19 protein-coding genes and 1 pseudogene are annotated in these 22,507 nt (G+C 70.2%); 12 read left to right on the plus strand and 8 right to left on the minus strand.

The window, feature by feature from the left end; translation table 11 throughout:
• Positions 1–28: 28 nt before the first annotated feature.
• On the minus strand, positions 29–541 hold the full coding sequence (locus tag AC2XR2_RS26185; RefSeq protein WP_449352439.1) for a hypothetical protein: 513 nt from the start codon (positions 539–541) through the stop codon (positions 29–31).
• A 292-nt stretch (positions 542–833) separates the two neighbouring features.
• On the minus strand, positions 834–1,736 hold the full coding sequence (locus AC2XR2_RS26190; RefSeq protein WP_381302946.1) for a LysR family transcriptional regulator: 903 nt from the start codon (positions 1,734–1,736) through the stop codon (positions 834–836).
• 162 nt (positions 1,737–1,898) lie between these two features.
• On the opposite strand from AC2XR2_RS26190, the pseudogene AC2XR2_RS26195 reads away from it, so the two are divergent.
• A pseudogene (locus AC2XR2_RS26195) lies at positions 1,899–2,195 on the plus strand (DUF6817 domain-containing protein); the annotation flags it as partial.
• 5 nt (positions 2,196–2,200) lie between these two features.
• Here the strand turns inward: AC2XR2_RS26195 and AC2XR2_RS26200 are convergent.
• Positions 2,201–2,824, minus strand: a complete 624-nt coding sequence (locus AC2XR2_RS26200) for a LysE family translocator (RefSeq protein ID WP_449352438.1) — start codon at positions 2,822–2,824, stop codon at positions 2,201–2,203.
• A gap of 31 nt (positions 2,825–2,855) precedes the next feature.
• On the minus strand, positions 2,856–3,431 hold the full coding sequence (locus tag AC2XR2_RS26205) for a CGNR zinc finger domain-containing protein (protein ID WP_491516465.1): 576 nt from the start codon (positions 3,429–3,431) through the stop codon (positions 2,856–2,858).
• Positions 3,432–3,601: 170 nt separating this feature from the next.
• Between AC2XR2_RS26205 and kstD the strand changes: the two genes are divergently transcribed.
• Positions 3,602–5,353, plus strand: coding sequence for a 3-oxosteroid 1-dehydrogenase (kstD, locus tag AC2XR2_RS26210; protein WP_491516466.1), 1,752 nt, complete (start codon positions 3,602–3,604; stop codon positions 5,351–5,353).
• A gap of 297 nt (positions 5,354–5,650) precedes the next feature.
• Positions 5,651–9,502 (plus strand): helix-turn-helix domain-containing protein, encoded by a 3,852-nt coding sequence (locus AC2XR2_RS26215; RefSeq protein WP_491518502.1) that lies wholly within the window; start codon positions 5,651–5,653, stop codon positions 9,500–9,502.
• On the opposite strand, the gene AC2XR2_RS26220 is transcribed toward AC2XR2_RS26215, so the two are convergent.
• Together AC2XR2_RS26220 and AC2XR2_RS26225 are read right to left on the minus strand one after the other, a co-directional pair.
• Positions 9,499–10,134 (minus strand): class I SAM-dependent methyltransferase, encoded by a 636-nt coding sequence (locus AC2XR2_RS26220; protein ID WP_491516467.1) that lies wholly within the window; start codon positions 10,132–10,134, stop codon positions 9,499–9,501. The genes AC2XR2_RS26215 and AC2XR2_RS26220 overlap by 4 nt on opposite strands.
• 147 nt (positions 10,135–10,281) lie before the next feature.
• Positions 10,282–10,485, minus strand: a complete 204-nt coding sequence (locus tag AC2XR2_RS26225; protein WP_003992177.1) for a cold-shock protein — start codon at positions 10,483–10,485, stop codon at positions 10,282–10,284.
• Positions 10,486–10,770: 285 nt separating this feature from the next.
• Here AC2XR2_RS26225 and AC2XR2_RS26230 point away from each other — a divergent pair, with 285 nt between their 5' ends.
• The 5 genes from AC2XR2_RS26230 to AC2XR2_RS26250 all read left to right on the plus strand — a co-directional run bounded on the left by AC2XR2_RS26230 (position 10,771) and on the right by AC2XR2_RS26250 (position 16,140).
• A complete protein-coding gene (locus AC2XR2_RS26230; RefSeq protein WP_381302096.1) occupies positions 10,771–11,619 on the plus strand; it encodes a menaquinone biosynthetic enzyme MqnA/MqnD family protein in 849 nt (282 codons plus the stop codon).
• 31 nt (positions 11,620–11,650) lie between these two features.
• Positions 11,651–13,531, plus strand: coding sequence for a serine/threonine-protein kinase (locus AC2XR2_RS26235; protein WP_491516468.1), 1,881 nt, complete (start codon positions 11,651–11,653; stop codon positions 13,529–13,531).
• Positions 13,528–14,322: a prepilin peptidase gene (locus tag AC2XR2_RS26240; protein ID WP_491516469.1), complete on the plus strand. Its 795-nt coding sequence runs from the start codon at positions 13,528–13,530 to the stop codon at positions 14,320–14,322. The genes AC2XR2_RS26235 and AC2XR2_RS26240 overlap by 4 nt, the downstream gene beginning before the upstream one ends.
• A 71-nt stretch (positions 14,323–14,393) precedes the next feature.
• Positions 14,394–15,593, plus strand: coding sequence for a cyclic dehypoxanthinyl futalosine synthase (mqnC, locus tag AC2XR2_RS26245; protein WP_491516470.1), 1,200 nt, complete (start codon positions 14,394–14,396; stop codon positions 15,591–15,593).
• 7 nt (positions 15,594–15,600) lie between these two features.
• A complete protein-coding gene (locus AC2XR2_RS26250) occupies positions 15,601–16,140 on the plus strand; it encodes an amidohydrolase family protein (protein ID WP_491516471.1) in 540 nt (179 codons plus the stop codon).
• Between the two features lie 82 nt (positions 16,141–16,222).
• On the opposite strand, the gene AC2XR2_RS26255 is transcribed toward AC2XR2_RS26250, so the two are convergent.
• Positions 16,223–17,239: a chitinase gene (locus AC2XR2_RS26255; RefSeq protein WP_491516472.1), complete on the minus strand. Its 1,017-nt coding sequence runs from the start codon at positions 17,237–17,239 to the stop codon at positions 16,223–16,225.
• 341 nt (positions 17,240–17,580) lie between these two features.
• Here AC2XR2_RS26255 and AC2XR2_RS26260 point away from each other — a divergent pair, with 341 nt between their 5' ends.
• Genes AC2XR2_RS26260 through AC2XR2_RS26275 form a run of 4 tightly spaced genes read left to right on the plus strand, consistent with a single transcriptional unit; the run spans position 17,581 to position 22,058 of the window.
• Complete coding sequence (locus tag AC2XR2_RS26260; RefSeq protein WP_381302101.1) at positions 17,581–17,910, plus strand: hypothetical protein; 330 nt, start codon at positions 17,581–17,583, stop codon at positions 17,908–17,910.
• 17 nt (positions 17,911–17,927) lie between these two features.
• On the plus strand, positions 17,928–20,210 hold the full coding sequence (locus AC2XR2_RS26265; protein WP_491516473.1) for a bifunctional polysaccharide deacetylase/glycosyltransferase family 2 protein: 2,283 nt from the start codon (positions 17,928–17,930) through the stop codon (positions 20,208–20,210).
• Between the two features lies 1 nt (position 20,211).
• Positions 20,212–21,366, plus strand: coding sequence for an acyltransferase family protein (locus AC2XR2_RS26270; RefSeq protein ID WP_491516474.1), 1,155 nt, complete (start codon positions 20,212–20,214; stop codon positions 21,364–21,366).
• Positions 21,363–22,058, plus strand: a complete 696-nt coding sequence (locus AC2XR2_RS26275; RefSeq protein ID WP_381302106.1) for a demethylmenaquinone methyltransferase — start codon at positions 21,363–21,365, stop codon at positions 22,056–22,058. The genes AC2XR2_RS26270 and AC2XR2_RS26275 overlap by 4 nt, the downstream gene beginning before the upstream one ends.
• A gap of 59 nt (positions 22,059–22,117) precedes the next feature.
• Here AC2XR2_RS26275 and AC2XR2_RS26280 read toward each other — a convergent pair whose 3' ends face one another.
• Positions 22,118–22,438, minus strand: a complete 321-nt coding sequence (locus AC2XR2_RS26280) for a PASTA domain-containing protein (RefSeq protein WP_449352426.1) — start codon at positions 22,436–22,438, stop codon at positions 22,118–22,120.
• Between the last annotated feature and the right edge of the window lie 69 nt (positions 22,439–22,507).

The raw sequence follows: 22,507 nt of genomic DNA on the forward strand, positions 1-22,507 counted from the left end.
TGACACGTACCTTTCGGCCGGATGGAATTCAGGCGAAGTGCTGCGAGGCCTCGTTGTTCTTCAGCGTGGAATCGAGGTCGTACCAAACGCAGTCGGCGTACGCGTCACGGTGCGGGATGTACTGGGAATGCCCGCCGTAACCGGAGTTGAAATAGACCCGGTAGTTGTTCACCTCGGAGCAGTTCTGCATGGAGCCCGCGTTGTTCTTGACGTACTGCCCGGAACCGCTGCCGTTGCCGTTGAAGACGTACCGGTAGGTCTCCAGGGTCGAGCCCTGGTACTCACTGGTGCCGTCGTAGTCGTAGACATCGCCCCAGAACTCGGCCCAGCTCGTGATGTAGCTGCCGCCGGAGAGCGAGAGCGCCTTCGAGTTGTACATCTCCCAGAGCTCGGGCTCGTTGGAGCAACTGACCCAGGGAACATCGCAGTTGGAGGTCACCTTGAAGGTGCCGGCGTGAGCGGGCACCGCGGTGGCCAGCAGGGCCGCGGTGGCGGCGAGCACGGTCGCGGAGGCCTTCACGCGCATACGTACGTGCTTCATCGTTTTCTCTCCCCCAGCCCGGCGTGCGCCGCCTGTGGAGGCGCTGTGATCGCGGGCGACGCAGAACGTAACAGGGGGGAGGGGCGTGTCCATGACGGATTCCGGGCGACCGCCAAGGCGTATTCGTCGAATGCCCAAGAGAATTCAAAGTATGGTGGGCGGGCCGCCGGAACAGGCCGGCCCCGATCGCGCCTTTTGCGTGCTTCCGCCTGGATGGGTGTGACGGTGAATCAGGTGCTCGGGTTCCGTCGCCCGCTCCATGATTTTCCCAAGGCATTGCAGAAAAAGCGGATCATTCGTACGGAACCGCGTTACGGCAGGACTCCGCCACCGTGTCCGCGAACGCGCGTGCCGACGGTGACAGCGCGTCCCAGCGGCGGACCGCCCAGCCGACGGAGAGCGGGCGCAGCGCGGGGAGGGGGATCAGCCGCAGGTCGCCCCGGCCCGGTGCGTCCAGGCCCGGCAGGGAGGGCACCACGGCCCGGCCCAGGCCCAGTTCGGCGAGCAGCAGGGCCGTGTCCCAGTCCGCCACGCTGGTGTCGAAGGTGAACCGCACCCCCAACTCCGCGCAGGCCGCGTCGAGATGGGCGGCCGAGGTGGAGTTCGGGGGCAGCCGGATCAGGCGCAGGCCCTGGAGTTCGGCCGCCTCCACGGACGGCCGCGCGGCCAGCGGGTCGTCGTCGCGCACCGCCAGCACCCACGGCAGTTCCCGCACCGGTCGCTGCTCGATGCCCCGCACCGGCGCCCCGAGCGTGATCCACGCCAGGTCGAGACTGCTGTCGGCCAGCGCGTCGAAACAGCCCCGGCTGGAGCTCTCGGTCCTGAACTCCAGGCTCACGCCGGGGTGTCGGCGCCGGAAGGCGACGACCGCGTCGGACATGAAGTGCCGCACGGTCGTGGCGCCGGTCGCCACCCGCACCGACCCGCTCTCCCCGTCGGCCAGCTCCCGCAGCCGCCGCAGGGCCAGGTCGAGACCGGCGATGCCCTCCGTCGCGGCGGCCTCCAGCACCCGCCCCGCCCGCGTCGGTACGACCCCGCGCGGCTGCCGCTCCAGCAGACCGACCCCGGTCTCCCGTTCCAGCCGCTTCACGTGCTGGCTCACCGCGGACTGCGTGCACCCCAGTTCCCGGGCCACCGCACTGAGACTCCCGGCCCGGCACACCGCCACGAAGACACGCAGGTCGTCAAGGGTCATGACCCCCAAGCTAACACTTGGGTCAACCGACAAATACCAAGGATTGACTGGGCAGTTGACCCCGTACGACGATCTCCTCAGGGCCCGGGCGGCAACCCGCTCCCACCCGGGAGGAGCGGGTGCCGACCCAACCACCGCCTATCATCGAGGAGTTCGGTACCCGTGCCGACGACCGCCACCGAAGAAGCCGGAGCCCTGCTGCTGCGGCTCGCCGCCGACCGCGTCCCCCACCCCGGCGGCCCCCTCCTCGCCCACCTCGACCGCGTCCATGCGCAACTCGCCCACGGGGGCGCTCGCCCGGCCCTTCGCCTCGCCGGCCTCTGCCACGCCTGCTACGGCACGGACGGCTTCCCCACCGCCCTGCTCCCGCTCGACCGGCGCACCGAACCCGCCTCCGTGATCGGCCCGGACGCCGAGGCGGTCGTGCACTTCTACGCGAGCCGCGACCGCGGGGCCACGAACTCTCAGGCCAGCAGGATCTCGCCCGTGATGGCTCCGGCCAGCACCACGTAGACCGTGCACGCGATGTAGTTCAGTACGGCCGTCGCCTTGGTCGAGCCGGTGAGGCGTGCCTGGAAGAATCCGGCCATGACTCCGATGCATCCGTAGAGGATCACCTCCATCAGGATGTTGATCGCGCCCAGGAGCGCCATCTGGAATCCCGGGTTCTCCGCGTCTCCGATGAACTGCGGGAGCACCGCGAGGAAGAAGAGAATGATCTTCGGGTTGGTGATGCTGACGAGGATGCCTCGCAGGTACCAGCGGCCGGCCCGGACACCGCCGTGCCCGCTGATCGCCCGGCGGGCGTGCCGCATCGTCACGTAGGCCAGCCACAGGAGATACACCGCACCCAGGATCCGGACCGTGTCCAGTACCGACGGGTGCGACCGGGCTATCTCTCCCATACCGGCGACCACGGCGGCGGCGTAGACGCTCATGCCGGTCGCGATGCCGAGGATGGCTTTCACCGCGGCTCTGCGACCGCCTTCGAGGCCCACCGCGAGCATGTAGGCCATGTCGGGCCCAGGAGGGCCGAGGAAGAGCAGGATCACCGCCATGTAGCCCGGCAGCACCGTCGGATCCAGCATCGTCGGCGACCTCCTGCCCGGATGGAACCGTCTAAGGTGGTTCCACCGTACGGCTCTTCTTGCCGGCGCGGAAGCGGGCCTTCTTCTCGCGGTTCCCGCACGTGTTCATGTCACACCACCTGCGGGTGTGGCCGCGGCTGGTGTCGAGGAACGCGGCTCGGCACGTCGGCGACGCGCACAGCGAGATCTTTCCCTCGCGCTCTCCCGCGAGGAGGCTGATCGCGTCGGCGGCGATCACGCTGAGCGCGTCCTCCGGGGAGGCGGAAGCCAGCCGCCACTCCCGGCCGCCCTCCGGCGTCAGGACCGCCGAGGCCCGACCCTGGGTGCTGCATTCGTTGATGACCCGGACCGCTGAAGAGGGCGGCGGATTCTGGTTCGCGAGGGCGGTGGCAGCCGCGTGGATCGATTCCCGCAGCTCCCTGGCGCGATCGAGCTGGGCCTGGTCGCAGGAGTCGACCGCGAGTCCGTTGTCCGCCAGCCAGTCCGCGAGCCGGGCCGGCACGGGAATGCGCTCCAGCGTCTCGCCGTAACGCTCCGAAAGAGTCCCCGTGAAGCGGGTCGCCAGCACCTTTCCGGTACGGAACTCGGGGAAATGCGCCACCGCCATGAGACCGCCCTCAGCCGTTTTCCTCCGGGCTCGCAAGCATAGGAGAACCCGCCCAGGTGGTTCCGCACGGCTCGGGTTCCCCGCACCCTCCACGCCCCTTGACTTCTCAAGACCCCCGCGCGACGTTCCGGACCTCTTCGTCCGTACCAACCGCAGGGGGGACCCCGACCATGAGCGTGACCCGAAGACATCTGCTGGCCTCCGGTGCCGGTCTGGCCGTCGCCGCCGGGGTGCACCAGGGCGCGAGCGCCGCCGACCTGCCGACGGCGGGGACCTGGGACGTCGTCGTCATCGGGTCCGGGGCCGCCGGGATGACGGCCGCGCTCACCGCCGCCAAGCAGGGACTGAGCACCGTGGTGCTGGAGAAGGCGCCCACCTTCGGCGGGTCCGCCGCCCGCTCCGGCGCCGGGATCTGGATCCCCAACAACCCGGTCATCCTGGCCGCGAGCGTCCCCGACACCCCGGCCAAGGCGGCCGCCTACCTCGCCGCCGTCGTGGGCCCGGACGTGCCCGCCGCCCGGCAGCAGGCCTTCCTCACCCAGGGGCCCGCCATGATCTCCTTCGTCATGGCCAACAGCCCGCTGCGGTTCCGCTGGATGGAGGGGTACAGCGACTACTACCCCGAGCTCCCGGGCGGCCTCCCGAACGGCCGCTCCATCGAGCCCGACCAGCTCGACGGCAACATCCTCGGCGCCGAACTCGCCCACCTGAACCCGCCGTACCTCGCAGTCCCCGCGGGACTCGTCGTGTTCAGCGCCGACTACAAGTGGCTCGCCCTGTCCGCCGTCAGCGTCAAGGGCGCCGCCGTGGCCGCCGAGTGCCTGGCGCGCGGCACGAAGGCGGCCCTGCTCGGGCAGACCCCGCTCACCATGGGCCAGTCCCTGGCGGCCGGCCTCCGGAAGGGCCTCCTGGACGCGGGCGTGCCCGTCCGCCTGAACACCCCCCTCACCGAGCTGTACGTCGAGAACGGCACCGTCGCCGGAGCGGTCACCCCCGCCGGCCTCCACCGCGCCCGCCGCGGCGTGATCGTCGGCTCCGGCGGCTTCGAGCACAACGCGGCGATGCGGGCCCAGTACCAGCGGCAGCCCATCGGCACCGCGTGGACCGTAGGCGCGAAGGAGAACACGGGGGACGGCATCCGGGCCGGACAGCGGCTCGGCGCCGATGTCGCCCTCATGGACGACGCCTGGTGGGGACCGGCGATCCCGCTGCCCGACGAGCCGTACTTCTGCCTCGCCGAACGCACCCTCCCCGGCGGCCTCATCGTCAACGCGGCCGGACGCCGGTACGTCAACGAGGCCGCCCCCTACAGCGATGTCGTCCACACCATGTACGAGCGCAACCCGACCGACCCGGACATCCCGTCCTGGCTGATCGTCGACCAGAACTACCGCAACCGGTACCTCTTCAAGGACATCGCGCCGACCTTCGTCCTCCCGGACGACTGGTACAGCTCGGGCGCCGCGCACAAGGCCTGGACGGTCGACGCCCTGGCCGGCTCCATCGGCGTCCCGGCCGCCGCCCTCCGCGCCACCGTCGACCGCTTCAACTCCCTGGCGCTCAAGGGCGACGACACGGACTTCGGACGCGGTGACAGCGCCTACGACCACTACTACACGGACCCGTCGGTCCTCCCCAACTCCTGCCTCGCGCCCCTGTGGCTGCCCCCGTACTACGCCTTCCGGATCGTCCCCGGCGACCTCGGCACCAAGGGCGGCCTGCGCACCGACGCCCGCGCCCGCGTGCTGCGGCCGGACGGCTCGGTGATCCCGGGGCTGTACGCGGCGGGGAACGCGAGCGCGGCGGTCATGGGCCACAGTTACGCGGGCGCGGGCTCCACGATCGGTCCGGCGATGACGTTCGGGTACATCGCGGCCCGGGACATCGCGGGAGTTCTCGTCCAGGACGGCCGGACGTTGTGACCGCGCCCGCGGAACCGTCCTAGCGTCCCTTCCACCGCCGGACCGCCCCGAGGAGCTGGGTGAGCACCTGGAAAGCCGCGTTGCGGCGGGCGGGCTTTCGTGACCAGACAGCCGGAAGGACCACCCCGCAATAGAGCGCGGTGAAGACCACGACCGCAAGTACGAAGGGGAGATGAAAGGACGGGGACGGCATGTGACTTCCTCCGACGGAGACGCTGAACTGCTGACACGACGAGGTTCGTCCCCCCGGCCTGTTCTGCCGACCGATGCCAAATGTTGCCGAACTCCCGGCAGCAGATGCAGGTCAGGCCGTACGCTTCGGGGGCTTCCGCCGCACCGCGTCGAAGTCGAAGGAGTGGGGAGTTGGCCGCACCACCGGCGGGTCCCGTCGCGGACTTCTGCGGGGAGCTGCGACGGCTCGTGCGCACGTGCCGTGTGCCGCAGACCGAGATCGCCGCCGCGCTCGGACTGAGCGAGGGTACGGTCTCGGGCCTGCTCGCCGGGCGACGACGGACCGCCCCGGATTGGGAAGTGGTCCGTCGGATCCTCAATCTCTGCGCCCGATCGAAGGGAGCCGGAGCACCCCGGGGCGTGACTCTGGATGAGCACTGGTGGCGGGTGCGGCACGCGGAACTGGAGCGGGTGGTCGAGACGGCTCAGATCTCGGCGCTCCTCCAGGCGCGGGCATCCGCTCCCGCTTCCGAGCCCTTGACACGGAGGTCTGGGACCGGCGACTGGGCGGATTCGGGCCATCATGGCGGCGACCGGGCGAGCTGGAGCCTCGAAGCCGACGACTGGGCGGACTTGGGTCTCCAGGCAGCGATGTACCTGCTGGTGGAGGGCACACCGAAACTGCACCCCCGTGTGGAGGCACTGCTGGAGTCGCCGACCGCGGCCTCGGACTCCTTCCCGGTCCTCGATGAGCTGCTGGCGGACTTTCCCCGACGCGTGCGCGCCGTACACGGCGTCAGCCGAGGGGCCCTCCTCCAAGCCGCGCGAACAGTGCTGATCGCCAAGGCGGTACTGCTGCACGGAGCCGTTCATGAGGAAGCGTTGGACCTGATCCAAGATTTGGCGCACGACGGTTACCGCGCCCATCTGTACGCGTGGGTGGACGGAAGCGGTGACGCCCCTCCTCTTGTGTCGAGCCCCAGGTACACCATGACCGGCGAGGCGACACGAAGACTCAATCGTCTTTACAAGGAGTCGGCCGCGCCCCTGGCCGCGTCCTGCCTCGAGTTCGCCTTGGCGGCCGGACTACCCAGCGCCGCCCTGAGCGACCGGCTGGGTGGCCGGTCGAGCACCGGGCTGGCGGGACTCGGCGCTCTGCTGGCGGAGTGCGCGGGCCAGGCCCCGGGCCACGCCGCCGGTCGCGCCCTCCTCCGCTCGCCGATCGCCTCACTCGGTTCGTCCGGACTCCGTATCCCCCTCCTCGGGGAGGCGTACATCAGCCCCCGGTTCCGGCTGACCGGACCGGGTCTGGTCGCCGATGCCGCCATCGCGTCGGACAAATGGTGGGCGAACAGGCCGTGCCATGACGGATTCGAGCGCCTTCTGGCGGCCCACCTGCTCAGCATCTCCGCCCTGCTGACCCCTCTGCTGGTTCTCGGGCACCCGGGCGCAGGCAAGTCACTGTTCACGAAACTGCTGACGGCCCGGCTGCCGACAGGGGAGTTCCGTCCCCTGCGCGTGGAGCTTCGGCACACACCCGCCGAGGCGGATGTACAGAGTCAGCTGGAACACGCTCTGCGACAGGCCACCGGGCGGTCGACGCCCTGGCCGGACTGGTCGGAGGAGCAGCCGGGGGTCGTGCCGGTCGTCCTGCTGGACGGATTCGACGAACTGCTCCAGGCAGGCGCCCAGCGGCTCGACTCCGCACGGCAGTGGAACTACCTGTACGAGGTCGAGGAGTTCCAGCGGCGCGAAGCGAAACTCGGCCGCCCTCTCGTCGTGATCGTGACCAGTCGGACTGTCGTGGCCGACCGCGCCGCTGTCCCCGACGACAGCCAGGTCCTGCGTATCGAACCGTTCGGGGCGGCTGAGATCGACCGCTGGCTGACCATCTGGAACTCCACGAACGCCCCCTACTTGGAACAGCAGGGCCTGCGCCCATTGTCCCCGGCCGACCTCCGGCCCCATCACGACCTCGCCGCCCAGCCCCTTCTGCTGCTGATGCTCACCCTGTACGACGCTGTCGACAACGCGCTCCAGCGGCTTGGCGACGAGAGCATCAGCCGTACACAGCTCTATGACCGGCTGCTCACGGAGTTCGTCCGCCGGCAGGTGGACAAGGAGGGCTCACTGCCCCAGCACGAGCAAACCGTCGCCATTGGCCGGGAACTCCACCGCCTCTCGGTGATCGCTCTCGGCATGTTTCACCGCGGTGCCCAGGCCATCGTCGGCGAAGAGGCGGATCGGGACTTGCGAGCCCTGGCCGATCCTGCGGAACAGGGGGAACCGACCGGCGCGGGGCTTGTGTTCGGGCGCTTCTTCTTCGTCCACGAGGCTCAGGCCGTGGTCAGCGAAGCACGTCTGCGCAGCTACGAGTTCATGCACGCGACATTCGGTGAGCATCTGGCGGCACGGCTGATCGAGCGGGCCCTTCGCCGGCTGTCGGACTCCGCGGCGACGGCGGGGGGCACGATGGCGCCGGACGACGGCGAGCTCTATGCGCTGCTGTCCTTCACCCCGCTCACCGACCGAGCCCAACTCGTTGAGAACCTTTGGGGCATGCTCGCGGCCTGGCCTGAGGACCGGGCCGGGCAGCGACTCCGGGATCTGCTCGTGCAACTGTTCCAGGGGGCCGCGTGGGACCCCGGGCAGCGCACCGGACCGCGATACGTTCCGGTTCGCGCGACTCGGGCCCATCGAGACGCGGTGTACGAGGTCAACCTGCTCCTGATCGCGGTCGTGGCCGAGGGCGAGGTGTACGCCTCGGAGTTCCTGGGGGCAGAGGAACTGGGCGACACCTGGCGCCGGCGCACGATGATGTGGCGCTCACAGCTGTCCGAGGAGTCGTGGCGACTCCTCTCGTCCACACTCCACCCCGAACGCTGCTGGCGACCGAGTCCCACAGGCCGGATACCGGACGTGAAGATCAACACGATTCGGACACTGTCGCTCGACCACGATCTAGGCTGGATGCTCGGCCAGGTCGATGAGCCGCACCACGGCGCGAGCGGGCCGGCGCTCATCTCAGCGGCGGACCCGGCGGCGGAAGTGTTCACCCAGCTCACGTTTCTGGGCGATACCCATGCCGAGCTGGTGTTGCACGCGGTCTACCCGATGCTGCGCCGGATGCCGCACGCACTGGTGATGTACCGGTCCGACCACGAGGGACGTCGGCGCTCGGCGGCACAGTCGCTCGTCGCCTTGCTCGCGGGACAGGCACGGGACCGCACCACGACGGCGCTGCCAGATCTGTACACGCAATGCGTGAATGCCGTCCCCTTGCTGCCGTCGGGTGAGGCGGACGCGTACCTGGAGGCCGTGTGCCGTCGCCTGGTCGACGACATCCCCCTCCTGTCGGACCCCGACCTGCTGCACGTACTCAGCGGACTGCGCGAGTGCGTGGGCGAACTTGGCACCGGTCTCACCGGCGGGCTGCAACAGGCGCTCCTCGACTGTGTGTACACCGCTGTGGGGCGGGTCGACCGGGACCTGACTCTCACGCTCGCCGACCTCCAGAAGGGAATCGACCTACGCGACCTGCAGGGCGAAAGGGACACCGCGCTGCTCACACTGCTGCACCTGGCCAGAAGCGGCCGCTCCAGCAGTACGTGGCGGTGGTCTGCGCTTCCTCGCGGGCGCGAGGCCGCAGAGGAGATGGACGACCTCCTCGCGGAAGTGGACCTCTCCTTCTTCGCCGGCCGCCACCCCGCCGCCGTCATCGCCCTCCTGCGCATCGCCGCCGAGCTGGGTCTGACCGACTGGCTCGCGATCCGTGCCCCAGAACTCCTAGCCGCCCTCCCCACCTCGGCCTTCGGCCTCCTGCGGCCCTCCGACCTCGGCTATTTACGCCCAGCCCTGCGCACAGAGGCGTACGAGTCGGAGTTCGCCGAGGTGGAGAGAGTCTGGGGCCGAGAGCCCGAAGCGGAACGACACCAGGGCTCCGGGCCGCACAGGCTCGATCCGCGTTCGACGCTCTAGTCGCGGCGGGCGATCAGAGCCGCCTGCCGGGTCGACTCATTGGGGGCGGGTTCGCGCACCGTCCGGGACACAGGCGCGAACCCGGCCGAGGCCAGCAGCTCGCTCACGGCCTCCGGCTGCCGCCGCAGGAAGTCCAGCGTCACCTGGTGCCCCCAAGGGTTCTCGTGCCGGCGGGGCTCGTCGCCGATCTGGAACGCGAGGAGCAGATGCCCGCCGGGGGCGAGGACACGGTGGAACTCGGCGAAGAGGCGGGGGAGCGCGTCCACGGGGGTGTGGATGGAGGAGTACCAGGACACCACCCCCGCGAGCGAGGCGTCCGGCAGATCCAGCTCCAGCATCGAGCCCTGCTCGAACCGCAGCTCCGGGTTCTCACGGCGCGCGATTGCGAGCATCGACTCGGACAGGTCGAGGCCGAAGACGTCCAGGCCGAGGGAGGCGAGGTGCGCCGTGATCCTGCCGGGGCCGCATCCCAGGTCGGCCACGGCCTTGCCCGCGCCGACGAGCCCGGCGAATCCGGTGAGGAGGGCCCGGTCGAGCGGCTTGGCCAGCTCGTCGGGGAAGCGCTCGGCGTAGTCCTCGGCGATGGCGTCGTAGAAGGTGCGGGTGGCGGTCACGAAGTCGGTGTCGGTCATGGCCGGGGACCCTAGCGGCCCCCACTGACACCCAGCCGCCGCCCGCCCGGGGAAAGGCAGGAGCCCCGCTGCCGTGCGGCGCGGGGCTCCTTGGGTACTGCTTTCAGGTCCGGATCAGAGGCTGGAGTGCCTCGGAGTCGGGATCGCTCAGACGGGGGTGACGTTCTCCGCCTGCGGGCCCTTCGGGCCCTGCGTCACGTCGAAGGAGACCTGCTGGTTCTCCTCCAGCGAACGGAAGCCGCTCGCGTTGATCGCGGAGTAGTGGACGAAGACGTCGGGGCCGCCGCCCTCCTGGGCGATGAAGCCAAAGCCCTTTTCGGCGTTGAACCACTTCACGGTTCCGGTAGCCATAAGCCCTCCTTGGGCCCAAAAGGGTTGCCCTGCTCCAGAACCTGCAAGTGTGAAAACAGTGCCGCACAACTGCATTCTTCTGAAAACGACTAGAGCCCGCGGTTACATGCTCCGCAGGCTCTGTACTGCAAGGGAAACCAAACTGCAACTTGCGGCGAGCCTAGCACGCGGGCAGCCGAAAGCAACAGAGGCCAAGATCACGTCACCCAGATGTTTGAAGATCGCGGAGACGTTGACCTCGGGGCCGAAGTTCGAAGCGTACCCCAAGGGGTCTAGTGTCGCGATGTGGACAATTCTCGCACCCGGCCGCGCGTCGGCCACATCCAGTTCCTGAACTGCCTGCCCCTGTACTGGGGGCTCGCGAGGACGGGCACGCTCCTCGACTTCGAGCTCACGAAGGACACCCCGGAGAAGCTCAGCGAGAAGCTGGTGCAGGGAGACCTCGACATCGGGCCCATCACCCTCGTCGAGTTCCTCAAGAACGCGGACGACCTGGTCGCCTTCCCCGACATCGCCGTCGGCTGCGACGGCCCGGTCATGTCCTGCGTCATCGTCTCGCAGGTCCCGCTGGACGAACTGGACGGTGCCAGGGTGGCCCTCGGGTCCACCTCGCGCACCTCGGTCCGGCTCGCCCAGCTCCTCCTCGCCGAGCGCTACGGCGTCCGGCCCGACTACTACACCTGCCCGCCCGACCTCAGCCTGATGATGCAGGAGGCGGAGGCCGCCGTACTCATCGGCGACGCGGCGCTGCGGGCCAACCTCCTCGACGGGCCGAAGTACGGCCTCGAGGTGCACGACCTCGGCTCGCTCTGGAAGGAGTGGACCGGGCTGCCGTTCGTCTTCGCCGTCTGGGCCGCCCGCCGCGACTACCTGGAGCGCGAGCCCGTCATCACCCGCAAGGTCCACGAGGCCTTCCTCGCCTCCCGCAACCTCTCCCTGGAGGAGGTCGGCAAGGTCGCGGAACAGGCGGCCCGCTGGGAGGCCTTCGACGAGGAGGTCCTGGAGAAGTACTTCACGACCCTGGACTTCCGCTTCGGCGGCCCGCAGTTGGCCGCGGTCACGGAGTTCGCGCGAAGGGTGGGACCCACGACGGGTTTCCCCGGGGACGTGAAGGTGGAACTGCTTCAGCCCTAACCTGCATCCACACCTTATGGGGGAGGCCGGTATGCAGCCGCTGGGAGTCGACGAGCCCACCGCCGTGGGTCCCTACCGGCTGCTCGGCCGACTGGGGTCCGGCGGCATGGGCCGGGTCTACCTCGGCCGCAGCGCCGGGGGCCGCACCGTCGCGGTGAAGATCGTGCACCCGCACTTCGCGCTCGACGAGGAGTTCCGCGCCCGCTTCCGGCGCGAGGTCGACGCGGCGCGCAGGGTGGGCGGAGCGTGGACGGCCCCCGTGCTGGACGCCGATCCGGAGGCCGCCGTCCCTTGGGTCGCCACGGGGTACGCGGCGGGCCCCTCGCTGGCCACGGCGGTCACGGACGGGGGGCCGCTGCCCGAGCACTCCGTACGGGTGCTGGGGGCGGGGCTCGCCGAGGCGCTGGCGGCCGTGCACGAACTGGGGCTCGTCCACCGGGACGTGAAGCCCTCCAACGTCCTGCTCACCGTCGACGGCCCGCTCCTCATCGACTTCGGCATCGCACGCGCCACGGACGGCACGGCGTCACTGACGTCCACGGGGGTCTCGATCGGGTCCCCCGGCTACATGGCGCCCGAACAGATCCTGAGCAAGGGGGTGTCGGGCGCGGCGGACGTCTTCTCGCTGGGCGCGGTGCTGGCGTACGCGGCCACGGGGGCACCGCCCTTCCCCGGGGACTCCTCGGCCTCCCTCCTCTACAAGGTCGTCCACGAGCAGCCCGAACTCGGCTCGCTGAGCGGTGAGCTGCGGGACGTCGTGGAGGCGTGTCTCGCCAAGTCGCCCCAGGACCGGCCGGCTCCGGGGGAGCTGGCCCGGCGGCTGGCCCCCGAGGGGGCGGCCCGGCTGGTGGCGGCGGGGTGGCTGCCGGGGGCGCTGGTGGAGCAGGTGGGGCGAAGTGCCGTACAGCTCTTGAATCTCGAGGCGGCGGGGGAGCGCACAGGGGAGCAGCCGTCCGGGCCGGTGGGCTTCACCAGTCCTTCGGTGGGGGGCGGGCCGGCGGGCACGGTGGGCGCGTTCGGGCCGCCGCCGGTGATGCCGGTCGTGTCCGCGGGGGCGCCTCCGGCCGCCGCGGCCGGGCCTCCGGCGTACCCGGTCACCCCGCCGACTCCGCTGGGCACGCCCACGGGCACTCCCGGCCTCTCCGGCACCTCTGGCCCCTCTGGCCCCTCTGGTCCGTATGTGCCCGAGCCGCGGGACGCGGTGCCGGGGGAGACGGTGGTGCCCGCCGACAAGAGACCCGGCCGGCTCTCCGTCTCCGTCGCCGCCACCGCCACGCCCGGGGAGGGCGGGCGAGGCCGCCGCATGAGCTGCACCGTCGCCCTCGCCGTCGCCGGGGCGCTGGCCGCGGTGACCGTGGGCTCGGTGTTCGTGTTCGACCTGCTGCCCGGGCGGGGCGACGACGACTCGGCGAGCTCCTCCCCGCCCGGCAGCGACGCGTACTCCTCGGCGCCGACGTCCGCACCGTCGGCGTCCTCGTCCGCCTCAACCTCGGTCTCCCCGTCGCCGTCGAGGGAGCCGTCGAGCGCGCCGTCGAGCGAGTCGTCGGGTGGACCGGCCGCCGTCCCCGCTCGTTTTCTCGGCACCTGGGAGGGCGAGGGCACGGGGCTCGGCGGGAGCCTGCCGATGGGGACCTTCCGGATCACCGTCAAGGAGGTCGGCGTGGGCGGGGAGGTGGGACGCCTGCGGCAGACCGACGCGGTCGGTGCGGTCTGCACGGACGTCCTCACGCTGAAGAAGGTCACCGACACCGAACTCGTCACCACGGCGGTCGGAGCCAAGGACAACCACGCCGGCTGCAACCCCGCCGCCCACACGGTCCGCCTCACCACCGTGGGCGACGACCTGAAGTACACCTCGGAGAGCGCGGCCGAGGGCTACCCCGAGGCGCGGATGTCGAAGGTCGAGGAGTGACCGCGCTGCTCATCGCCGTCGCCGCGCTGTGGGGAGCGGTGACGGGCGCCCTGCTGCCGCGCGCCGCCTACCGCTTCTCCGTGCCCAGCGAGGAACCCTGGCGCCGCACCTGCCCCGCCGGGCACCCGCTGGGCGGATGGCTCGGCCGCGCGAACTGCCGTACCTGCGGCGGGGGGCAGTCGTACGGCCCCGGCGGGCCCCTTCTCGCCAAGTCGTACCGCCCTGGTGTGGCCCCTCTCGCCAAGTCGTACCGCCCCGGCGGGCTCCTCCTCCCCACCGTCACCGCCCTCGTCTGCGCCGGCCTCGCCGCCGCCACCGGCACCCGTCCCGAGCTCGCCGTCTGGCTGCTGCTCGCCCCCGTGGGTGTCCTGCTGGCCGCCGTCGACCTGCGGGTACGACGGCTGCCCGACCCGCTCACCCTCCCGCTCGCGGCCGCCGCGCTCGCCCTGCTGGGGCTGGTCTCGCTGGTGCCCGAGCACGCCGGGAGCTGGCCGCACGCCCTGTACGGCGCCCTCGCGCTCGGCGCCGGCTACTGGCTGCTGTGGCGGATCAACCCCGGCGGCATGGGCTTCGGCGACGTGAAGCTGGCGATCGGCGCGGGGGCGGTCCTCGGGTGGTACGGCTGGGACACCGTGCTCCTCGGCACCTTCGCCGGGTTCCTGCTCGGCGCGCTGTGGGGCGGTGTCCTGGTCCTCGCGGGGAGGGCGGGCCGCAAAACGGCGATCCCGTTCGGGCCGTTCCTGATCGCGGGGGCGTACGCGGGGCTGCTGATCGGCGCGTACACGGCCTGAGGTCGGGCCTGTCACAGGGCTGGCGTAGGCTGGCTTGGTCCGTCCGAACCCTTGACGAAAGGCACGCCCCGGTGACCGAGAAGGCCGACCTTCAGTCCGTCCTCGACCGTGCCGCCGAGGGTGGGCGGATCACTCCGGAGGAGGCGCTCGACCTCTACCGCGACGCCCCGCTGCACGCGCTGGGCTCCGCGGCGGACGCGGTGCGCCGCAGGCGGTACGCGGCCACCGAGCACATCGCCACGTACATCATCGAGCGGAACATCAACTACACGAACGTCTGCGTGACGGCGTGCAAGTTCTGCGCGTTCTACGCCCCGCCCACCGCCAAGGACAAGGGCTGGACCCGCGACCTGGACGACATCCTGCGCCGGTGCGCGGAGACCGTCGAGCTCGGCGGCACCCAGATCATGTTCCAGGGCGGCCACCACCCGGACTACGGCGTCGAGTACTACGAGAAGCACTTCGCGGCCATCAAGAAGGAGTTCCCGCAGCTGGTCATCCACTCCCTCGGTGCCTCCGAGGTCGAGCACATGGCCAGGATCTCCAAGGTGAGCGTCGAGGAGGCGATCCAGCGGATCCACACCGCCGGCCTCGACTCCTTCGCCGGCGCGGGCGCCGAGCTGCTGCCCGAGCGCCCCCGCAAGGCCATCGCGCCGCTCAAGGAGTCCGGCGAGCGCTGGCTGGAGATCATGGAGACCGCGCACCGGCTGGGCGTGGAGTCCACCTCCACCATGCTGATGGGCACCGGCGAGACCAACGCCGAGCGCATCGAGCACCTGCGGATGATCCGTGACGTCCAGGACCGCACGGGCGGCTTCCGCGCCTTCATCCCGTACCTGTACCAGCCGATGAACAACCACCTGAAGGGCCGCACCCAGGCCACGATCTTCGAGTACCTGCGGATGATCGCGATCTCCCGGCTCTTCATGGACAACATCGCCCACATCCAGGGCTCCTGGCTCACCACCGGCCAGGACGCGGGCCAGCTGACGCTGCACTACGGCGCGGACGACCTCGGCTCGGTCATGCTGGAGGAGAACGTCGTCTCGGCGGCCGGTGCCAAGCACCGCTCCAACCTCCAGGAAATGATCGACATGATCCGCACGGCGGGCCGGGTCCCGGCCCAGCGCTCGACGACGTACGAACACCTCGTGGTCCACGACGACCCGGCCGACGACCCGGTCGACGCGCGCGTCCAGTCCCACATCTCCTCGACGGCCATCGAGGGCGGCACGGCCCACCCCGAGCTGAAGATCCTCGCGTCCAACTAGGCACGCGGTGCTGACGATCCACACCGCCGACGTCCTGACCCCGGGCGGCGACAGCCCTTCGCTGCCCGGCGGGGCGGTACTGGTCGAGGGGCGGCAGATCACGGCCGTAGCGCTGTACGACGACCTGGTCGCCGCACACCCGTCCGCAAGGGTCCGCCGCTGGCCGGGAGTTCTCACCCCGGGCCTGGTCGAACCGCACGGCCCGGAGCTGCTGGAGCGGGCCTACCACCCGGACCCGCGCGAGGATTTGGGCGACGAACCCCTCACGGGCGAGGCGCTGTCGGCCCTGACCATGACGGACGCACGGTGGGGCGCGAGCGCGAGGCGGGGAGTGCAGCGGCTGCTGGCGAAGGGGACGGTGGCGGTGGTGGGCCCGTTGCGACGCCCCACGGTGATCGACGCGGTGCACAGGTCGGGTCTGGCGATCGAGCCGGGTCCCACGGAGTCGCTGTTGCTCCCGGGCGCGGACGCGACCTTCGCGGTTTTCGACGCAACGGAATGTGTGGCCACGGTGATCAGGGGCCGCCTGCTGCACAGGCGCAGGTGAGTACCTGAGGGGCGCGGGGCTGTATCGATATGCGGCTCCGCCGCGTGGGCGCGACCAGCCCCCAAAGAGCCGCACCCGAAACTCAACCCCCCAACGCCTCCCCGAACGCCCCCGAACTCTGAGAAACCCCGCTGCAATCGGTCAACGCGTCATCCTCATCGGCGTCCCCCTCCTGGCACTGCTGATCCCGGAACGCCGACCACATCGACACCCAAGCCACCTCCTTCGACTCGGCAAAAGCCCGCACCTGCGCCGCGTCGGACAACGTGAACGTCTCCCCGTCCACATCATTCGTCCCGATCATCGAAGTCAGCGCCAAGGCCCGCCACGCAGTGGCGTCAGTGGTCCCGAACACCTCCTTCAACTGACTCTGCGCCGCCTTCGCCGAAGTGACCGCGTAATCCCCCATGTCCCCGTCGTACGACTCCCCGTAGTTCATCGTCATGATGTTGACGGTCGACACCTGAACGGACTTGTCGTTCGCCGACTCCAGCAGCGCCACGCTGTCGTCGTCGAGCCCCGACGGCATGACGGGCAGCGTGAAGGAGACGGCGAGACCACTGCGCTCCTTCTGGAGCAACGCGATCGCCTCGGACCGCAGCTCCACCGAGTCGGAGTCCGTCAGCGCGTCCCCCTCGACGTCGAAGTCGGCGAGGGAGGACCCGGCCGCGTCCAGCGCCTCCCCGTAGGCCGCGGCCAGCTTCGCCGCACTGGAGCAGGTCTCGGCCAGCTCCTTCCCGGACGCCCCGCCGAAGGAGACCCGCACCTTCGCCCCGTCCTCCTTCAGCGCACTGATCCGGGACTTCACGGCGGAGTCGCCGACCGCCGCCGTACCGTTCCAGGACGGCGCGCAGTCACTCCCGTCGGCGATCACGAACGCGAGGTTGTACACGGACGGCGAGCCCGCGGAGTCGTTCCCGGACGCCTCGGTCGCGCTGACGTAGGGGGCGTAGGCAGTGCCGGGTGACGTGTCGGACGAGGCCTGGGGGGACGCCGTGCGCGTCGCTTCCGGCGCGGGGCCGGCCTCGGCGGAACACCCCGTGGTGGCCAGGGCGAACAGACAGGTGAGCCCGGCGGCCGGCCTCAGGAAACCCCGCATTCTTCATGCACCCGCTCTCGTGATGTTCGTCTCAGGCTCGAAACAAAGGGTTATTCGAAAGGAGAACGTCTCATACGAAGCCGGTGTTCAAAACGGCTGTCGACGCACAGGGAATCCATGGGTCGCACCGCGTGAACGGGGTCAATCGGGCGAACTGATCCGGGCATTCGGCTCACTTCCGGCCATGGCGGCCCGCGCAGGCGTTCGTGGAATCTCTCAGGGAAAAGACAGGTTAAGGCGTTTCTCATATGCGCCTCACAAGAAGACCCGAATCGGTCACATAAAGACTCCTTAACGTCTGGGGAATGCATTCCGAGCCTGCCATCGAAAACCGTGCGGACATGCGCGGTCGCCGCCGCAAACGCGGTAGTAACGGGTCCGCCGACGGTCCCGTGTTCGTTGACAACTCCGGACGCCGCTCCAAGATGCTGCGCCGGATCGGTCTTCTCCTCGGCGTCCTGTGCCTCGGCTACGCCGTGGTGCTCGGCCTGGCCTTCATGGGCATCGGCGTCTCCAGCACGTCGCTGCTGCCCTTCGCGGGCGGCGGACCGCGCGGTTCCTCGAACTCCGGCCCCGGTGGCTTCCAGCCGCAGGGCGGCCTCGGCACCCCGCCGGTCCGGCCCACCGGTACCCCGCCCACCGCCCCGACCGCCTCCGCGGCCGCCAACTGACCCGAACGGCCCACCACATGACCACGACGACGCCCTCCCGCGGACGCCGGCGTGCCCCCACCCGCATGGAGCGGGCGGCGGGCAAGGCCGCGGCGTTGCAGAAACCGCGGGTCATCCTCGCCCTGCTGCTCCTGCTCGGCCTGACCAGCGTGATGCTGCTCGACGGTTATCTGCGCGCCGAGGTCGGCGGCGACGAGCGGGTGCGCGACGGTGCCAGCTCCAGCAAGGTCCCCGACAAGATCCTCGACGGCGGCCCGATCGTCAGCTTCCGGGGCGGCCAGGCCACCACCACCTCCGTCCCCGCCAGGACGATCGCGCTCACCTTCGACGACGGCCCGAACCCGACGTACACGCCCCAGGTCCTGAAGATCCTGGAGAAGTACGACGTCCCGGCCACCTTCTTCGTGGTCGGCTCGATGGTCTCGCGCTACCCCGGGATCGTGAAGGACATGGTCGACCAGGGCAATGAGGTGGGCATCCACACCTTCACCCACGTCGACCTCTCCTACCAGAGCGACGCCCGTATCCGGCGCGAGATGACCCAGACCCAGCTCGCCCTCGCGGGCGCGGCGGGCATCACCACCACGCTGTTCCGGGCGCCGTACTCCTCGGAGACGGACGCGATCGACAACTACAGCTGGCCGGTCTACGAGAAGCTCGGCGAGGAGGGCTACACCAGCGTCTTCGTCGACACCGACAGCGACGACTGGAAGAAGCCCGGCGTCTCGAAGATCGTCCAGTGGGCCACCCCGTCCGGGACCTCGGGCGCCTCCGTGCTGATGCACGACGCCGGTGGCGACCGCGAGCAGACGATCGCGGCGCTGCCGAAGTACATCGAGAAGATGCGGGCGAAGGGCTACACCTTCACCACCATCAGCGGGGTCGTCGAGGCACAGAACACGGGCGCGCGGTTCCTGGGCGGCGACCAGAACGGCGACCGGGCCGGCACTGAGGCCGGCGCTGAGGCCGGCACCCAGACCGGCACCCGCCGTCTCCAGGCCGCCCATCGCGAGGCCGCCGGCACCACCCTCTACGAGGGCAAGGCGCTCGTCGCGGCCGTCGCCGTCGCTGAGTACACGGTGCCCACGCTGTCGGTCGGGCTGGTGATCGTCGGCGTCGCGGTCATGGGCCGGTTCGGGATGATGCTGATCCTCGCGCGCCGCCACCACCGACAGCGCAACCGGCGCCGCTTCAGCTGGGGACCCACGGTCACCCGGCCGGTGACGGTGATCGTCCCGGCGTACAACGAGAAGGAGTGCATCGCCAACACCCTGGAGTCGCTGGCGAGGAGCACCCACCCGATCGAGGTGATCGTGGTCGACGACGGCTCCTCGGACGGCACCTCCGAGATCGCCCGCGAGGCCGCGCACCGACTGGGCATGACGAACGTGCGGGTCATCCGCCAGGAGAACGCGGGCAAGCCGGCCGCCCTCAACAACGGCGTCCGCAGCGCCAGTCACGACATCGTCGTGATGATGGACGGCGACACCGTCTTCGAGCCGGACACCGTGCGGCAGCTGGTGCAGCCCTTCGCGAACGAGGAGGTCGGCGCGGTCGCCGGCAACGCCAAGGTCGGCAACCGGAACACGGTCATCGGGGCCTGGCAGCACATCGAGTACGTGATGGGCTTCAACCTCGACCGCCGCATGTACGACCTGCTGCGCTGCATGCCGACGATCCCGGGCGCGATCGGCGCGTTCCGCCGCGAGGCGGTGCTCCAGGTCGGCGGGATGAGCGAGGACACCCTCGCCGAGGACACCGACATCACCATCGCCATGCACCGCGCGGGCTGGCGGGTCGTCTACCAGGAGCACGCCCGCGCGTGGACCGAGGCGCCGGGTTCCCTGAAGCAGCTGTGGTCGCAGCGCTACCGGTGGTCGTACGGCACCATGCAGGCCCTGTGGAAGCACCGGAAGTCCCTCACCGACAAGGGGCCCTCGGGCCGCTTCGGCCGGGTCGGGATGCCGCTGGTGGTGATCTTCCAGATCGTCACGCCGGTCTTCGCCCCGCTGATCGACGTGTTCACCGCCTACTCGATGATCTTCGTCGACTTCCGGGCGGCGCTGTACGCGTGGCTCGCGGTCCTCGGCATCCAGCTGGTGTGCGCCGCGTACGCCTTCCGCCTCGACAAGGAGAAGTACCGCTACCTGCTGATGATGCCGCTCCAGCAGCTGGCCTACCGGCAGATGATGTACCTCGTCCTCATCCACTCCTGCATCACCGCCCTCACCGGCGGCCGGCTGCGCTGGCAGAAGCTGAAGCGCACCGGTGAGGTCGGGACGCCGGCGGGGGTGGGCTGAGGTGGGTTCGCACAGAAGAGGAGACGTCCGAACGGCTCCGCCCGCCGGTACGGCCCCGCTGCCGCAGGTCGAGGTGTCCCCGCCCCGGCCCGAGACGCCCGGCCGCGACCGCTACTTCGACACCCTGCGGGCCGTCGCCCTGATCCGGGTCGTCACCTATCACACCTTCGGGTGGGCCTGGGCCGGCATGGTCTTCCCGTCCATGGGGATCATGTTCGGCCTCGCCGGCACCCTCATGGCCAGGTCGCTGGAGAGACCGGCGCTCACGGTGGTCAGGAGCAGGATGCGACGCCTGCTCCCGCCGTTCTGGTTCTGGGGCGTCTTCGTCGTCCTCGCGATGCTGGTCCACGACTGGATGCCGGGCTGGCAGCTCGTCTTCTGGGTCGTACCGCTGGGGGACCCGCCGGGCAACGCGTGGGGCGAGCAGGCCTGGGAGATCCTCTGGTACCTGCGCACCTACCTGTGGTTCGTCCTGCTGTCCCCGGCGCTGCTGCGGGTGTTCCGGCTCGCCCCGGTGCCGGTCCTGCTGCTGTCCCTCGCCCCGATCGTGGTCTTCCACTTCCTGTGGGAGCCGCCGGACAACCGCCTCGGCGGCGCCCTGACCGACCTCGCGACCTTCCTGTTCTGCTGGCTCCTCGGCTTCGCCCACCGGGACGGTGTCCTGGAGCGGCTGAAGCCGTTCGCCGTCGTCGTGCTCTCGCTCGCCGCGATCGGGTTCGGCGGCTGGTACGCCGTCACCCACCAGGCCGAGACGGGGTCGTACGACCTCGACGACATCCCCCTCGCCCAGGCCTTCTGGTCCGCCGGGTACGTGATGCCGCTGATGTGGGCCAAGGCGTACTTCGGGATCGACTTCGCCTGGCTGACCCGCTTCCGCCGCACCGACCGTCTCGTCACCGTCTTCAACTCCCGCGCGGTGACGATCTACCTGTGGCACGAGATCGCGCTGGTCCTGGCGGTGCCGCTGATCGACCGGTTCTGGGACGTGCCCGCCTTCGAGAAGTGGCTGCCGCTGGAGAGCCAGTGGTTCATGTTCGGTGTCGGGTGGGTGCTGATCGCGGTGTTCGTCCTGGTGTGCGGCTGGGTGGAGGACGTGGCCGGGAAGAAGAAGCCGCAGCTCCTTCCGGGAGGGCGGCCTGCAAGAATGGGTCCGTGACCCGCGCTTCCCTGAACAAGCAGCCGCACGAAGTCGCCTCGATGTTCGACGACGTGGCGGAACGGTACGACCTGACCAACGACGTGCTCTCGCTCGGCCAGGACCGGGCGTGGCGCAAGGAGGTCGCCAAGGCGGTCGACGCCCGTCCGGCGCAGAAGGTCCTGGACCTGGCGGCGGGCACGGCCACCTCCTCGCTGCCCTTCGCGCGGACGGGCGCGTACGTCGTCCCCTGCGACTTCTCCCTCGGCATGCTCAGGGTCGGCAAGAAGAACCACCCCTGGCTGCCGCTCACGGCCGGCGACGCGACGAGGCTGCCCTTCAAGGACGACACCTTCGACGCCGTCACCATCTCCTTCGGGCTGCGCAACGTCCAGGACACCGATGCCGCCCTGCGCGAGATGTACCGGGTGACCAGGCCCGGCGGCCGGGTCGTGATCTGCGAGTTCTCGCACCCCACCTGGGCGCCCTTCCGCACGGTCTACACCGAGTACCTGATGCGCGCCCTGCCGCCGGTGGCCCGCGCGGTCTCCTCCAACCCCGACGCCTACGTCTACCTCGCCGAGTCCATCCGCGCCTGGCCCGACCAGCCGGCCCTGGCGGAACGCCTCCAGAAGGCGGGCTGGTCGAAGGTGGCGTGGCGCAACCTCACGGGTGGGATCGTGGCCCTGCACCGGGGCGTCAAGGAGAGCTGACCGGCTTCCTTCGGCGCGAGGGCGTCGAGGAGTGCCGACCCGCCTTCTCCAGGGCGCCCTCAGCCGAGTCCCGTCGTACAGCGGACGTGGTACGGGTCGCCCGGTTCGTCCAGTTCGCGCTGGAGGCCGCCGCTCGGGGGCCTCGGGACGCGGGGCTCGTGGACGCCTCCGCCGCCCTCTCCGGGACCGAGGTCGAACCAGACGTACACCATCGACTCCCGCGGCACCTCGGCACCGGGCTGCGGGTACTGACGTACGACATAGTCGACGACGGCCTGATGGAAGTCCTTGCGGTCCGGCGCATTGATGAACAGGCCCTGCGCCTGGGCCGTCTCACGCGCGTCCACTGCCATGAGTCCGACCAGACGCGGTACGCGCACTTCGGGTGTTTTGGGTGTTATGCGCACAGATGTCACCCCCAGCGGTACTGGAAGGGTAACTCCGCCCCG

The sequence above is a fragment of the Streptomyces sp. LS-MS-L19 genome (assembly GCF_058382285.1).